Origin of the sequence: Flavobacterium sp. FlaQc-48 (assembly GCF_044007335.1) — a bacterium.
In the GTDB taxonomy this organism is placed as follows: domain Bacteria; phylum Bacteroidota; class Bacteroidia; order Flavobacteriales; family Flavobacteriaceae; genus Flavobacterium.
Genome location: NZ_JBIPCR010000001.1, coordinates 649,948 through 665,038 on the forward strand (window position 1 = coordinate 649,948; position 15,091 = coordinate 665,038).

Genomic DNA, 15,091 nt, shown 5'->3' on the forward strand with positions numbered 1-15,091 from the left:
CATTTTTAGTTTTATTGAAATTGATAAGACAATTTATAATAAACAATACATATATTTTTTTGAGAGATAAACGAAAACAGAAAATAAGAGAAAAAAGAGCTTTAAAAAACAAGGAGAAGAAAAAAGAAAAAATACAGTATTATCTTTTAATATCTGCTTTAATTTTTTGCCTTATAAATTTAACGTTTATCGAAAACAAAACGATTGGGCATGATAAAAGATATCAAATTTATATCTTTTGGTTGCCAATACTTATTGGGATATTATTTTTTGGAATATACAGAAGAAAATTTTTAATTGAAAAATACTTAAGTTTTAAAGAAGTATATGTCAAAATATATGTCATTGGATTTTATCTGTTACAGGGTATTGTGGTTTCATATTTAAGTTTTGGTCAAATTGCAGGTCTAACATGGAACTATATCAACCAAAAAGAAGCGGCAAAAAATCCAACAGAAATAGTAATTTGTAAAGTCACCCGGTTTTACACTAAAAAAAATCCTGATATTAGTTTTAAATTTAAAAATCGGACCGAGGTTTTTAGTGTTACTTCTCAAATGAATCGCGAAAACTATAATCGCAATCCCAAAGATTACGAATTAGAAATTATAGTGCAAAAAGGGATCTGGAATTATTATATAGTCAAACATTGGAAGTTAAAAAAAATCAACTAACAGCTTGTGACAAAATTAAGGTTTCTTAACAAGTTTTGTAATAAGCCTGGCATCCGTTGGATTCGTTTTGAACTTACGAACTATTTTACAGGCAAAAGGAATAGAAAATACGATTAGCACTTTGATAAATTCAATTTTTTAAAATTATTTTTTTATTATATTCGCTTTGAAATGTATTTAGTTTATGGTTTTGCACTTAGTCGTAAAAGAGGAAACTAATGTCTGTTACTCCCGTATTTCCGGGAATTTTAAACCAAAAAATGTTCGAAAAACCCAAACTTCTATAATAATTAACCAATCCTAATCCTATGAAGAAAAACATTTACGAAGAGTTAACAAATGAAAAATTAATCAAAAAGAGAGATTTATTTAAAGGTGTCTTAATTGGTTTTGGAGTTATTTTTGTCTTAGCTATTGCAATCGTAATCTATATTTTTACTGCAAAAGGTTTTAAAAACGTTTCTATTGCAACCCTTATTCCTGTTTTTACCCTGCCTATGACTTTTGTTCCTTTATTGATAAATTTAAATCTGCTGAATAAAGAAATTAAATCAAGAGACCTTTAAATTTTCTAAATATATAGAATTGATTCAGGTGTTTTTACTTCCTGCTTAAAATCTTTATTTTACCCGAGAATATGGTACTGAGAAGAATTAAAAAAAAAGAAGCTGCCTCGGGGCAGCTTCTTTTTTTTTATCGGATTAGTTTCACAAAGGCGCTATAAACGTCATCCTTAATAGACGTTCTCAAATAAATTTCGTTTTCGTCTTTTGTTTTAAACTCAAATTGAATTAAGGCAGCGTCTGAATAATAATACAAGTAATCATCAACCGCAAATTCAAGATTCGAAATAGGTTTTGTTGTTAATTTTGTTTCAAATGCTATTTCACCGTTTGTGATGTCCAATTGAAAAAGTTTTGCTTTACGGGTATATCCCCAAACATTATCACTTTCTTCGGTTATGTATTCGATATTATCGTCTTTAAAGTCGGTTTTCCAAATTTGGGTTCCTGTTTTTGAATCAACAGCATATATAGAAGAAACGGCTTCGCCTTGTGCTGCAAAATATACTTTTTTGTCTTTGCAAAATATACGTTCCTTAATATTGTACTGGTTTTCATCTAATTTAAATTGCCATAAAATATCTGGTTTATTAGGACTTAAGGCATAAACTACATTTTTTTCATTTGCTATAAATATATTTTCACCATCTGTTACAGGTTTTCCGTGTAGAGGTTCATCAAAGCTTTTTTGGTAAACCAGTTTTCCTGTATGGGCTTCAAAACTATATAAATTGTTCGCACTTTGGGTAAAAATTTTGTTATCAAAAAAGAGGACCGGAATATCATTATTGGGAGAATCCAGCTTGTAGTTCCATACTAAACTGCCATCTTTTGTATTAAGGGCGTAAATGTTCTGATTTTGAGAAGTTAGATACAGTTTTCCATCATTTATAATGGGAATCTGATCTTTTAATACAATTTGATCTGTACTATTTCCTAACCTTGATTTCCAAAAAACAGCACCTGTTTGATTATCAATTGCAAAAATTTCACCATTAATAAACGGAACGTAAACAACTCCATCCTGCAATGTTACTGCATTTGCACACATTTCAGTATGCGAATCTGTAGCTTTCACAGTCCAGGCAATTGATTCAGATTCTAAATCAAATGCAAAAAGAGAGCCGTCGTAATCATAAATTAGGATTAATGCTTTATCTAATGGAACTTTTTTAACCGGATTTGTGACTTTATTAGTGACTAAATCATTAGCCTTTGAAATCGTTGGCGCTTGCCCAAATATATTTATAACAGTAAATGCAAATAAAAGAGTAATTGTTATTTTTTTCATTTTTAAAATTTGGGTTTGATGATTTGATTGCTGTTTAGTAATATAAAATGAATCTTTCTATTTAGAACTCCAATTGTATTTCTTTACAAAGTCCTTTATGGACGAATTTACAGCTTTTATATAAAATTTTTCATTTTTTCAATGATTTCAGTTGAATAAGATCCGTTACTATTCAAGATTGGCTCATCGATCATCCGTTTATTAATTTTCGGATTAATTTTTACCGGTCTTACAATTTGATAGGATTTGTAATCTACGCTGGCGCTTGAAAAAAACAGAAAAAAGAATAACAAAGAGATTGGTTTCAATAGAATGCTTTTTTTTTAAGATTACTTACAATTCGTATACAAATTATGAAATACATATTTTTAGTAAGAAAAGACGAATTTATGAAAATTATTCTTCACAAAGAACGTAATGACATTTATTTGTGACGGGTATCTCGTAAAATGCAAAAATGGTTCAGCACATAAAAAAGAGATTAAATAATAAACTGCTTTTGACGAATCAAACATTCTTAGATCGTTTAGTTGTTCTTTAACCTGTGATAAATACGTTATTTTACCGGGAGATTAACGCTCTGCAAATAACCTGTACGGAAATACATTCGATGATTTACTTTTTAAATGTTTCATAAAACTCTCACATAGATATTCCCATTCTACCCGAATCTCCCCAACCTCCAAGACCAGTTGACGTTCCTGAATCTAAGCTTCCGTAAGAACCATTGCCTTCGAGCCCCCCCATATATACTTCTACTGGATAACCTGGAGGGCAATTAAGATTTGACTTCCAATAGAATTTGGGTAAGTTGGTTTGTTCTTGTATCATAATCTTTTCTTGTTTGTTTTGGCAGGAGACTGTTAAACTTATCAGCATGCCAAAAATTATTGATTGTAGTAGTTTTGCCATTTTAATAGACTCATTTTTAAATTTCAAATTTCTTTCTTTTAATGTTTTATATTATTTCATGTTACTAAGTGTTGATTCAGTAATCATAAAAGTTGTTACTGAAAAAACAACAGAATAAATGATTAACTCCAGATCTGAAATTTTATCTTTTTTAAAAACATTAAAAAATAAAATACTAATTGTTACGATTATTGGATAAACTGTAATACATAGAAACATCATTATAAGTATTCCATAACCCTGACTATCAATTTCTCTATATCCCCAAACTACAAGAACATTTAGAAAGCCAATCAAAATACCCGCTAATACTATTTTGCCAAAAATTCTTCCTGTTATTTTAGGAACACCACTTTTTATTGCTCCAAAAACGAATGTCAAAACAAATAATAAAATCGCGATCGTCTTAATAAAATTTAGACTTTCTGAAAATTGGGATGCATTATATATGATCAAAACGCACAAAAAATTTATGCAGACAAATACATTAAAGTTTATTTTTGTTGTACGTTTTTTAATATCAAAAATTGATTTCCATGTATCAATATATTCTTTCAGATGTTTTTTTATCATTTATCCCTTATTTACTTTAGCATCTTTAGCTCCTAATAATTTAGAAATTCCAATACTATGAATTAATATATCTCCACCAATCGCTTTGTGAGTTGTGGTAGAGGTTGTTTCGTTTAGATCTCCGCCAATCTCCACGGTTTTATTTTCATCGATATTTTGTTTGTATTCCTGGGCCTGCAAACTGTTTTTATTGTTTACCGTAGTAGATTTATCTTTTCCTACATGAGTGTTTTGGTCTTCACCCACGTGAGTAATCATATTTTTGCCAACATTAAAGGTGAGGTCTTCACCGATGTCAAAAGTCATATTTTTAGGTACTTTGACGAAAGTGTTCCCTTTACCATCCATAAAATACCTGTTGCCGCTAGGGTCTTCAATTAAAAGACTTCCATCGGCATCATTGTAAACGATTTTTATGCCGGAGCGGGTGCAAATTACTTTCATATCATTATTGGGTGTGGCATAACCGCTTTTTGCATTTCGGTTAAACATTGCACCCATTACTATTGGCATTTCGGCATTGCCACCCTGAAAATCTACAAAAACTTTCTCGCCAACTTCGGGGATGATATATATGCCTTTATCACTGCCTCCGTGCGAATGTGCAATGGGGACAAAAGGGGTTGTTTCTCCTTTGGCCTCCTGCCATGGCATCTGTATTTTTAAATCTCCAAGTCCGTCGGGATCATCATTTGCAATGACAATAGCGGTTTGGCTTTCGCATCGTGGGACTAAATCGGGATTTGTTTTGGGAGAGAAGACTGCACCGTTAAGATTTACAGCTTTAAAATGGTTTTCATAACCACCGCCGTCATCACAGGTATGGGTTATTTGGATTACCCTATAAGAACTTTCTAATTGCGGATCAACACCACTTATACTTACATTACTGCCTATGGTTACACCCGGAACCTCGCTCGAAGCTTCTATTTGAATCATATCGCCCATAATGGAGCGCATTTTGTTTTTGGCGTATTCTTCAGAGGATTTTTTTCCGCTTCCGCCAACTGCATTTTGATTGCTTTGAATTACCGTTTCTTTATTGAAAACCTGATTGGATTTGTTTATGAAATTTTGATGAAATCCATTGACTTCTTTTTTGTATTTAGAAGTGCTTTCTGCATAATAATTTCCTTTTAGATTATCATTTTCTATAGCTTTAAATAATGTTGGGCTCAGTTTTACATCATAGCTAAATTCCTGCATATTAACCCCATAAACAAGTTTAGGCTCTCCGCCAATTCCTCCGGGAGTCCCAAAGACCATTGAAGTTCCATTATAATAAAACCATTGTCCATAACGCATTGCGATACGGTTCAGGAAAGCAAAATCACTTTCGTTGTACTGAACGGTATAAGGCAGATTCTCTTTATAATGTGGAGTAACTTTCATATCGATATCATAACTGGCTTTTACTTGGTTTACAATATCGGCCAATGGTTTGTCTGTGAATGAGTTTGATTCTTTTCCATTGTCTAAAACAATAGAAGAACCATATCCGGTAATTAAAATGGTTTCTTCCATATTTCGAACGCGGGATTTTCGCATAGAAACCCTGGTCACTATTCCGGAAAATTGCATGATATAATCTTTAGGATTTGTAACCACCATAAGGTCATCTAAATCTGCTATTGCTTTTATTTCTATACTTACCTTTGCTGCTGAAAGATTCTGTGTTATCGGCATAACACTTTCAGATTCACCTGCCAATATATCCTGACGTACTTCAATAGAAAAAGTATGATGATCGTGAATTTTCTGATTAATCTTCAAATGGCTAAAATTTCGTATTATTATATCGCCTATTTTTATTGTGGTATCTGTATTTAATGCCATGGTTCTGATTAGTTAAATTGTTTTAATTCAAGGTTTTGGTTTAATAATTTTTCCAGTTATTTTCAAATAAAGTATTGCCTATTTTTATTTCATTTGATGAAATAAGAATTTCTGTAGTCATGGGAGTAACTCCCACATTACGAAATCTTTTTTTTAAAGAAATACAGTACGCTTTCTTAAAAGTTACATTTTTCATAGTGCTCATAGCGTCTCTGCGGTAAAAAATAACTTTTCCGTCCTTGATGCTGGTATGCGAAACCGCCCAATCCGAAAATAAATCAGTACTGGTTGTTTCAATAACTAATCTTATTTGCCCTCCTTTGGTTTTATTTGATGGTTTTCCGTTATTATCAGTGCCCTGGTCTAATTCGACATCAAATTCCAAAATATTAAATGATTCATTGTCTAATTCTAATTTTGCTAAAAAACTCATAAGTGTTATTTTTTAATAAATGATACGTGTAATTTTATTTTAGTGAGGTAAAACATAAAAATAATCTCTCAAAATGGTATGAATTTTAATCGAAAGCAATGCCGGATTTTGGTACTAAATCCCGAAATCCATAAAATTTCAAAAAGAAGTTTTTTTTAATGCTATAAATATAAACTCATTAATTATAATAAAACATCCACAATAAGTCATAAAAACACTACAATAAGGTTTATTTTGAGTAGCCGGAAGTAAGAAAAAGTGTTATTAGTAAGTGAAGTATGGTTTAAGGCATTTAGAGCATTATACCAAAGTAATATGATAAGAAAGGTTGTGATTTAACATAAAATCCGATTAAAATTTTCTGCTTTGCTCTCAGGAGATATGAAAAATGAATTGAAATAATGATTTATATCGTAATTGATTTCAAATTGTTATCCAGGAAAAGTTAAGTCAATAATTTTGCGATTTAACCTGTGGTTAGGTCACACTGAGAAATCACCCTATTTTGGGTTCAATGGAATGAGATAGATTTGCAGAAGAATATTGGTTATATAGCATTAATGACTATCAATAAATTAGCTAATTTCTTAAGGAATTTATTGATGGGGTGTCAGGGACTGCGGTCGGACATTTAATGCCCCCTTTTGAAATATTAAGTAAAATTAAACAAGTATGTCAGCTGTACTTCTTTTGGTCATTATAGTGGCCAGATTTTAATTGTTCCGTCATACGATGCACTTAATATGGTACTGTTGTCTAAAAGTTCAATAGATTGTACAAAGTTTTGATGTTCAAGTTCTGATATCAATTGTCCGTCTAAATTCCAAATTCGTACTTTATTGTCTTCGCCGCCAGTCGCAATATGTTTATTGTCTATTAGTTTAATGGTTCTGATTATTCCAACGTGCGCTTTGAATGTTTGTATTTCCTGTTGCACATAATCGGTTGTCAAAGTTCGTATAGAAATTTCACCATTCAGGCTCCCGCTGATTAGTTGTCTGGTTTGGCTATTAAAAGCAAGACTGATAATGGGGTCACTTGTACGAAATGTATGGATTGATATTTCAATTTTGCAATTCCAAATTTTGATAGAGCCATCTTCAGAACCTGAAGCGATAATATTGTCATCCAGTTTTATAACTTGCCAGACCCAATTTGTATGCTCATTATATGTTTTTAAAACAGTTCCGTCAAGATTAGATATTTTAATGGTGTTGTCACCACTGCCTGAAGCAAACGTATTGGCATCTATACGGCAAAGTGAAAGTACAATTGCCGAATGAATTTTTATTCTGTTTAAAATTTTGTAGTCTTTCCAAACAATTATTTGCTGGTCTCTTGAACCCGAAATAAAAATAGCATTACTTATTTTCTCAAGGCACAAAATCGAATTCTGATGGCCTTGCAAAGAATATTTTTGTTCTCCGGAAGCTGTCCAAACCTTTATTTCTTTATCTCTGCCGCCACTTAGAATGGTATTGTGGTCAATTTTGAGCAGCGACCAGATGTACCCCAAATGACCGCCAAATGGTTCTTTGTTTGTTTCGGTTTCTTTTTTTGAATATAGAATATCACTTCTTAAAACAAACTTTTCGCCTTGTGTCAAAACTTCTCCTTCGTGCCAGACATTATGGTCAAAAACTATTAAGTCGCCTTGTCTGGGAACATAGGAAGCCCAGATTTCATCGGTTTCTTTTGTTTTAAAAAACAAAGTTCGTCCTCCTTTAAATTCTGTTGCACTATTCAGATAAATCATAAAAGTCAACTTAGATTGGGTTGTTTCATTTCGATAATGAATTCCATCAAGATGTCTGTGAAAATATTGATGAGCCGAATATTTACAAAATCTAATTCTATTGTTCAGTTCCTTCAAATGCCAAACTCCATTTTCGGCTTGAATACCTGAACTTATTTCTATGGTCTCAGGCAAGTATGGTTTTACCTTTTCAAAAAGCAGCTTTGCTAAAACATCGTTATCCACGACAAACCTGTCATTATTTCTGTAATAGGTTGGATAATTTGAAATTGCTTTTTGAAATGAGTTCTTAATGTCGGTATGGAGTAATTGCTCACATTCAGATTTGCAAAATAAAGCCGGGATTACAAAACAAGTAAAGTTTGCATCCGGTAAAATATTTTGTATTTCAATTTTAGTAGTTGTCAAAGTAATTCTGTTTCTTTCTTTAAGTTTGGTTTGTTTTGGTTTGCATTTCAAACTTGTTGCAAAAAGTATGTTTTAAATATTCTGTCCATTGACAAAAAATGATTTGTTCCACAATACTACACAAAAAAAGGATACGGCAATTGGCGTTTTTGGCTAAATTTAGATTTATTTATTTATTAAAATAAAAATCAATACTGCTTCTCATGGTGATTTTAGTTCCAGATCAGCCTTTTATACTGCTTAAAAAAAATAAAAGGCTTAACTCCTGCCGGATATCAAAAATCGTCTGCAAAAACAAGTACGATATTATAAATTAAGAGTTCTAATTTATAAATTAAAACCTTTTAAATAGCTGTCTTCTGGATATTTGCACTCATTATTAACAATCTAAAATTTTAAAAATGAGAAAAGTATTTCTGTTTATTGCCCTTAGTTTTTTATTTTTCAATGCAAATGCCCAGGTAAACGATGCTACAAATGATTGGCTTTTGATTCAAAAAACGCTTAATCTGTATTTAGATGGGCAAGCTACAGGTGATTCTGTTAAAATAGGGATGTCATTTCATGACTCCTGGCAACTCAAATATATTGCTGATAACAAATTTAATATTGTAACTAAATCCCAATATCTTTCAGGATATAAATCTCCAAATGCCAGATCTGCTAATTGGTCCGGTCGTATTGTATTTATTGATATTACAAATGCTGTAGCTACAGCAAAAGTCGAAATTAGTACTTCAAAACTGTTGTTTACAGATTACTTCAATCTCATGAAAACAGATAAAGGCTGGTTTATTGTAGACAAAATATCAACCAGAACCCCTCATAAAATCGTTGAAGTAGCAGCTCTAAAGCCAAAGGAATAAGAAAAGTTTTATTGGAAATTTAAAATAAAAAAGGAATAGTTTTATTCATTGTCCTTATAAGTTTATTGTATTTCCGGATAGTTAAAAATTGTGATTCAAAAAAACCTCCTTAATTTCTTAAGGAGGTTTTTATGGAATGTCAGGAATGGCATTGCTTAACGTCAATTTTTGACGTTTTTAGAAAAAAAATGATGAATCGTTAAGCCCTAAATTTCCTTTTGTTTAAAACCGCTTCCTTTCTATTGTCTTTGCGATAAAGTTTCCAGTACTTTTTCTAAGTTATCAATAGACATTGTAAAGCCTTCTTTAAAGCCCATTTCAATCATCTTCTCTAATCGCGCAAGAGATTCATTATAAATGGTAATGCTTACTTTAGTGATACCGTTTACTTCGCTAAAAGTATAATCCCAATCAGAGCCTGGCAATTCAGGATTTTCATCCTGGTCTGCAAAAGCATTATGCATTTTAAAATTGGTTTTTGGAGTAATAGAAGTATATTCCTGAATTGACCAACGTTCTTGCCCTTCAGGACTTACCATCGCATAAAATCTTCGTCCGCCAACTTCAAAATTCATGTATTTTGTTTTGGAGGTCCAGGGCTTTGGTGCCACCCATTTGTCGAGTATTTCCGGTTTGGTAAAGGCATCCCAAACCAGCGGAAGTTCAGCTGCAAATTCTCTGTTTATAAATACCGTTTTTGTTGTTTTGTCAACGGTAAAATCAAATAGCAAATTGTTTTTCATTTTTTATTTTTTTTAATTGTTGCTAATACATTGTCGAGTTGATTAAATTGAATTTCCCAAATTTTTCGGTACTGTTCCAGCCATTTGTCAATCTCTTTCATTTTTTCTATTTCTAAAGAGTAATAGATTTCTCTTCCCCTGTATTCTTGCTTTACTAATGCGCATTCTGTTAGTATGCGTAAATGTTTTGAAATGGCCTGCCGACTGTTTTCAAAATGTTCCGCAATAGTATTGGGTGTCATTGCCTGCATAGCAATAAGGCCAATAATTGCCCGTCTGGTAGGGTCTGCAATTGCCTGAAAAATGTCACGTCTTATTTCCATTTTAATTTATTTGCCACTATATGGTTGCAAATATAAGCGCAATTATTTGGTTGCGCAATTTTTTAATTGAATATTTTTTCAGGAAGGAAATAATGTAAAGTTTAAGCTAGTTGATTGTGGCTGTATAATTATCACTTCATGTTCAACTAAATCAAGTACTTATGTAAATTAATTTAAAACAATACTTTAATGATAAATGGAAGAATGAAATTGTTCAAATAAACAATTTCAAAACAAAAAGTGTCTTGAAGATTTAAAATTAACAAGCGAATTTTAATTTTTTAAAAAGGATATCCTATTCGAAAAGCGGATATAATATCTGACAAAAAGGATGTTTTACGGGATATTTTTTTATCTTTGAAATTCAGGGTTTTTAATGCAAATGGCTTTATCTTTGAGCCTTTAGAAAAATGGAGATTCATTATGGAACAAAAAATACATCAGGGAAGAAACGTAAAACGCTTCAGAGAAATGCTTGGTATCAAACAAGAAGCCTTGGCTTTTGATCTGGGAAATGAATGGAACCAAAAGAAAATTTCTATGCTGGAGCAAAAAGATGTAATTGAAGATAATTTGCTTAAACAAATCTCAAATGCATTGAGAATTCCTGTTGAAGCGTTTCAGAATTTTGATGAAGAGCAGGCGGTAAATATCATATCAAATACTTTTAACGACCAATCCAATGGGTACAATTATTATCCAACTTTCAATATAAATCCAGTAGAAAAATGGATTGAGGCTTTAGAAGAAATTAAACGATTGAATTTAGAACTATTGAAAGCCAAAGATGAGCAGATTAAGGTTATGGAGAAATTATTAAATGGAAAATAAACTTTATCAATAAGATATTGATTCAAACAAAAGAGACTTTCGAGGTCTCTTTTTTTGTTACCATAACAGGCAAATAGTCAAAATAAGTAGCCATTTAATTTTAAACCTGATCGCGCGGATTTGCAATCCGTGCCCGCAAAGTAAAACACAAAAAACTCCTTAATTTCTTAAGGAGTTTCTTGGTGGAGTGTAAGTGACTGTAATCGGACACTTAATTCCAATTTTGACATTTTTTGAAAACTTGAAATAGGCTTTATAAAAGTTATAATCCAACTGTGGCGACTTTAGGTCTTTATTGAAAGAAAAAAACGAGAAAAATCACAAAAATAACAAAGCCACTGGAAAACAGTGGCTTTGTTTGTTTCTATGTGGGCGATGAGGGGTTCGAACCCCCGACCCCCTCGGTGTAAACGAGGTGCTCTGAACCAGCTGAGCTAATCGCCCTATTTTACTAGGTTGCTATCGTTATGTGATTGCGAGTGCAAATATACAGCTAGATTTGGTATTTCCAAGTCTTTTTAGAAAAAAAATGAAATAATTTTCAGCCTTTTTATTTACTAATCTATTTTTCAGCTTTTTAAAAACTAAATAAAAATTACGATTAGTCTGCATTTCGTTAAAAATACAAATCCAGAAACCTAATTTATAATATTCTTTTGTGGTCACTTGCTATAATCCTATATTTGCATACCTTAATTGTATATCCAAATGGCAAGATTTAAAGAAAATGATTTACCAAAATCAAAAATTACCGCTACTTCACTTAACAAAGCAACCATAATATTCAAATACGCCGGAAAACACCAATGGAAATTTTATGTTGGATTGGTGTTCCTTTTACTGACAGGGGCCACTGCCCTAGCCTTTCCTAAATTAATGGGAATGCTGATTGACTGCGTGAAAAACAAGAATAACGATCAGGCCAATCAAATTGCACTGGGTTTAATCGTGATTTTGTTTCTTCAGTCTTTCTGTTCTTTTTTCAGATTGTCTTTATTTGTCAATTTTACCGAAAATACACTGGCAAATTTACGTTTGTCTTTGTACACTAATTTAGTAAAACTGCCTATGACATTCTTTTCTCAAAAAAGAGTTGGGGAGTTAAACAGCCGTATCAGTGCAGATATTACGCAGATACAAGATACCTTAACATCGACAATTGCCGAATTCTTACGTCAATTTATCCTGATTATCGGTGGTGTTATTTTATTGGCTACAGAAAGCTTTAAACTGACCTTATTAATGCTGGCTGTAGTTCCTTTGGTAGCTGTGGCAGCCGTAATTTTTGGGCGTTTTATTAGAAAATATTCTAAACAGGTTCAGGATCAGGTTGCAGAAAGCCAGGTTATTGTTGAAGAAACCATGCAGGGAATTAGTATTGTAAAAGCATTTGCAAACGAATGGTACGAAGTGGCGCGATATAAAGGAAAAATCAGCGAAGTGGTAAAACTGGCCATCAAAGGAGGTAAATACCGTGGTTATTTTGCCTCTTTTATCATCTTTTGTTTGTTTGGTGCTATCGTAGCCGTAGTTTGGTATGGCGTACGTTTGAGCATTGCCGGAGAAATGAGCGTTGGCCAATTGATCTCATTTGTATTATACTCTACATTTGTTGGCGCATCGTTTGGAGGAATAGCCGAATTATATGCCCAAATTCAAAAAGCAATTGGAGCAACAGAACGTGTTTTTGAATTATTAGAAGAAACTCCGGAGAAAATAAGTGCCGCACAACATACTGGTCCGTTAGAAAAAATCAAAGGAAATGTTTCTTTCAAAAATGTAGCTTTTAGTTATCCTTCAAGAAAAGAAATTCAGGTATTAAAGGATGTGAATTTTACAGCTGAATTTGGACAAAAAATTGCTATTGTAGGGCCAAGTGGAGCTGGAAAGTCGACGATATCTTCTCTGTTATTGCGTTTTTATGATATTGAGTCAGGAGAAATTACAGTTGACGGAAAAAACATTTACGATTATGATTTAGAAAACCTGCGTGGTAATATGAGCATTGTTCCGCAAGATGTTATTTTATTTGGGGGAACAATCAAAGAAAATATTGCGTACGGAAAACCAGACGCAACCGACGAAGAAATTATGCTGGCAGCCAAACAAGCCAATGCACTGAATTTTGTAGAAGGTTTCCCTGAAAAATTCGAAACGGTCGTGGGAGAACGCGGTGTAAAATTATCCGGAGGCCAGCGTCAGCGTATTGCTATTGCCAGGGCATTACTTAAAAACCCAAGTATTTTAATTTTAGATGAAGCGACTTCATCTTTAGATAGTGAAAGTGAAAAATTAGTTCAGGAAGCATTAGAGGTATTGATGGAAGGAAGAACAAGTATTATTATTGCACACCGCCTGTCGACTATTAGAAATGCTGATAAAATTTTAGTTTTAGATCATGGAAAAATAACAGAAGAAGGTACACATCAGGAATTGATAAATCTTGAAAACGGTACTTATAAAAACTTAAGCAATCTTCAGTTTAGCAACTATTAAATAAACGAAATACCTATAGCTAATTTTAAATAAAAAGAAATGCCACATTTAAGACTCGTTCTGATTTTATTATTTATCATTTTAAATACAATAAGCGTTCTTGCGCAAGACAAACCTTTTAATGTTGTAAATATTACCCCTGACGGTTCAAAATACATTAAATTTGGAATGAATCTCCAGGTTTGGGGAAGATATACCGAATTAAATCCGAATAGCAAAATTGGCACTACAGAAGTTAATGATGCCTATGATATTGTCATCAGGCGCTTACGGCTGCAAGCAATGGGAATGTTAACGGATAATATCTTTTTTCATTTGCAGTTGGGCCAGAACAATATCAATTTCACCCAAAATAACGGGCCTTCAAATGCGCCGCTTTCGGTTATGGATGCTTTAGGGGAATATCATTTTAGTGATAAACTTCATATTGGCGGCGGTTTAACCAGCTGGGGATCCGGAACAACACGCTACTCATCCAACAGTTCGGCAACCCAATTGAGTTTAGACACTCCTATGTACCAACAGATTGCGAATACATCCTCTACTTTTGGCAATCGTAATCTAAGCATTTATGCCAAAGGATATCTGGGAGATTTAAGCTATAGAATCGCAGTAACCAATCCTTACAGAAATACAGCGAACAACATTGGATTTAATTCTACTGTAAGCCCGGAAACACCGCGGGCACAATTTGCAGGAATCTTAACGTATCACTTTCTGGAAAAAGAACAGAATCTGGAAGCTTACAACAGAGGGACCTATCTAGGTACTAAAAAAGTTTTCAATCTGGGATTAGGTTATATGACGCAGGCCAATGCTATGTGGCGTTTAGATACCAGTGGTTCGGGTGTAGTGCATCATGATGATATGAAGGTTTTAGGATTAGATGTTTTTTACGATAGTCCAATTGGTGATAATGGCTCGGCTATTACAGCTTATGCCGCCTATAATAATGCTCAGTACGGAAAAAATTATACACAATTTATCGCTATACCCAATCCTGCGATTGCAGACCCTGCACTGCTAAATGGTTCAGGAAATGGTTTTATAGGCGTTGGAACAGGAAATATCTATTATGCCCAAGTGGGATATTTATTCAAAAACTCAGACAATGTAGCAAAAAAAGGACGTTTCCAGCCCTATATAGCAGCACAGGTTGCTGATTTAGAAGCCTTGAATACGCCAATGGCTATGTATGAGATTGGAGCCAATTATTACACCACAGGAACTTTTGGCCCAAAATTTAGCTTAAATTATCAAAACAGGGCAGTTTACGACAAGTCTGTGTTGAATCCAGAATATACACAGTCTGATCGCTTGGGTATGGTTGTTTTACAATGCCAGGTTTCTTTTTAAACAAAATATAAAAGCACAAAAAAACTCCAA

14 protein-coding genes and 1 tRNA gene are annotated in these 15,091 nt (G+C 32.9%); 6 read left to right on the plus strand and 9 right to left on the minus strand.

Features of this window, described 5'->3' with window-relative positions; genetic code table 11:
• Positions 1-59: 59 nt before the first annotated feature.
• Entirely contained in the window at positions 60-674 is a 615-nt protein-coding gene (locus tag ACHRWY_RS02790; protein ID WP_395352286.1) for a hypothetical protein, read from the plus strand.
• A 308-nt stretch (positions 675-982) separates the two neighbouring features.
• Positions 983-1,240, plus strand: coding sequence for a hypothetical protein (locus ACHRWY_RS02795; RefSeq protein ID WP_395352288.1), 258 nt, complete (start codon positions 983-985; stop codon positions 1,238-1,240).
• Positions 1,241-1,367: 127 nt separating this feature from the next.
• On the opposite strand, the gene ACHRWY_RS02800 is transcribed toward ACHRWY_RS02795, so the two are convergent.
• The 6 genes from ACHRWY_RS02800 to ACHRWY_RS02825 all read right to left on the minus strand — a co-directional run bounded on the left by ACHRWY_RS02800 (position 1,368) and on the right by ACHRWY_RS02825 (position 8,446).
• Positions 1,368-2,528 (minus strand): PQQ-binding-like beta-propeller repeat protein, encoded by a 1,161-nt coding sequence (locus tag ACHRWY_RS02800; protein WP_395352289.1) that lies wholly within the window; start codon positions 2,526-2,528, stop codon positions 1,368-1,370.
• A 642-nt stretch (positions 2,529-3,170) separates the two neighbouring features.
• Positions 3,171-3,440, minus strand: coding sequence for a hypothetical protein (locus tag ACHRWY_RS02805; RefSeq protein WP_395352291.1), 270 nt, complete (start codon positions 3,438-3,440; stop codon positions 3,171-3,173).
• A gap of 51 nt (positions 3,441-3,491) precedes the next feature.
• Positions 3,492-4,013, minus strand: coding sequence for a hypothetical protein (locus tag ACHRWY_RS02810; protein ID WP_395352293.1), 522 nt, complete (start codon positions 4,011-4,013; stop codon positions 3,492-3,494).
• The gene (locus tag ACHRWY_RS02815) at positions 4,014-5,849 is read right to left on the minus strand and encodes a type VI secretion system Vgr family protein (protein ID WP_395352295.1); all 1,836 of its coding nucleotides are present in this window, start codon (positions 5,847-5,849) and stop codon (positions 4,014-4,016) included. It lies immediately after the preceding gene.
• A 40-nt stretch (positions 5,850-5,889) separates the two neighbouring features.
• Positions 5,890-6,282 carry a type VI secretion system tube protein TssD gene (gene tssD / locus ACHRWY_RS02820; protein WP_395352297.1) on the minus strand — a complete coding sequence of 131 codons (393 nt, stop codon included), beginning with the start codon at positions 6,280-6,282 and terminating at the stop codon, positions 5,890-5,892.
• A gap of 697 nt (positions 6,283-6,979) precedes the next feature.
• Positions 6,980-8,446 (minus strand): 2OG-Fe(II) oxygenase, encoded by a 1,467-nt coding sequence (locus ACHRWY_RS02825; RefSeq protein ID WP_395352299.1) that lies wholly within the window; start codon positions 8,444-8,446, stop codon positions 6,980-6,982.
• A gap of 401 nt (positions 8,447-8,847) precedes the next feature.
• Here ACHRWY_RS02825 and ACHRWY_RS02830 point away from each other — a divergent pair, with 401 nt between their 5' ends.
• Complete coding sequence (locus ACHRWY_RS02830) at positions 8,848-9,312, plus strand: nuclear transport factor 2 family protein (RefSeq protein WP_395352301.1); 465 nt, start codon at positions 8,848-8,850, stop codon at positions 9,310-9,312.
• Between the two features lie 239 nt (positions 9,313-9,551).
• Here ACHRWY_RS02830 and ACHRWY_RS02835 read toward each other — a convergent pair whose 3' ends face one another.
• On the minus strand, positions 9,552-10,055 hold the full coding sequence (locus ACHRWY_RS02835) for an SRPBCC domain-containing protein (protein WP_395352303.1): 504 nt from the start codon (positions 10,053-10,055) through the stop codon (positions 9,552-9,554).
• A complete protein-coding gene (locus ACHRWY_RS02840; protein ID WP_395352499.1) occupies positions 10,052-10,372 on the minus strand; it encodes an ArsR/SmtB family transcription factor in 321 nt (106 codons plus the stop codon). Before ACHRWY_RS02840 ends, ACHRWY_RS02835 begins: the two co-directional genes overlap by 4 nt.
• A 429-nt stretch (positions 10,373-10,801) precedes the next feature.
• Here ACHRWY_RS02840 and ACHRWY_RS02845 point away from each other — a divergent pair, with 429 nt between their 5' ends.
• Positions 10,802-11,209: a helix-turn-helix domain-containing protein gene (locus ACHRWY_RS02845; RefSeq protein ID WP_395352305.1), complete on the plus strand. Its 408-nt coding sequence runs from the start codon at positions 10,802-10,804 to the stop codon at positions 11,207-11,209.
• 369 nt (positions 11,210-11,578) lie between these two features.
• Here the strand turns inward: ACHRWY_RS02845 and ACHRWY_RS02850 are convergent.
• A tRNA-Val gene (locus tag ACHRWY_RS02850) sits at positions 11,579-11,653 on the minus strand.
• 264 nt (positions 11,654-11,917) lie between these two features.
• On the opposite strand from ACHRWY_RS02850, the gene ACHRWY_RS02855 reads away from it, so the two are divergent.
• On the plus strand, positions 11,918-13,705 hold the full coding sequence (locus ACHRWY_RS02855; protein ID WP_395352307.1) for an ABC transporter ATP-binding protein: 1,788 nt from the start codon (positions 11,918-11,920) through the stop codon (positions 13,703-13,705).
• Positions 13,706-13,744: 39 nt separating this feature from the next.
• Positions 13,745-15,061 carry a hypothetical protein gene (locus tag ACHRWY_RS02860; RefSeq protein ID WP_395352309.1) on the plus strand — a complete coding sequence of 439 codons (1,317 nt, stop codon included), beginning with the start codon at positions 13,745-13,747 and terminating at the stop codon, positions 15,059-15,061.
• Positions 15,062-15,091 lie beyond the last annotated feature (30 nt).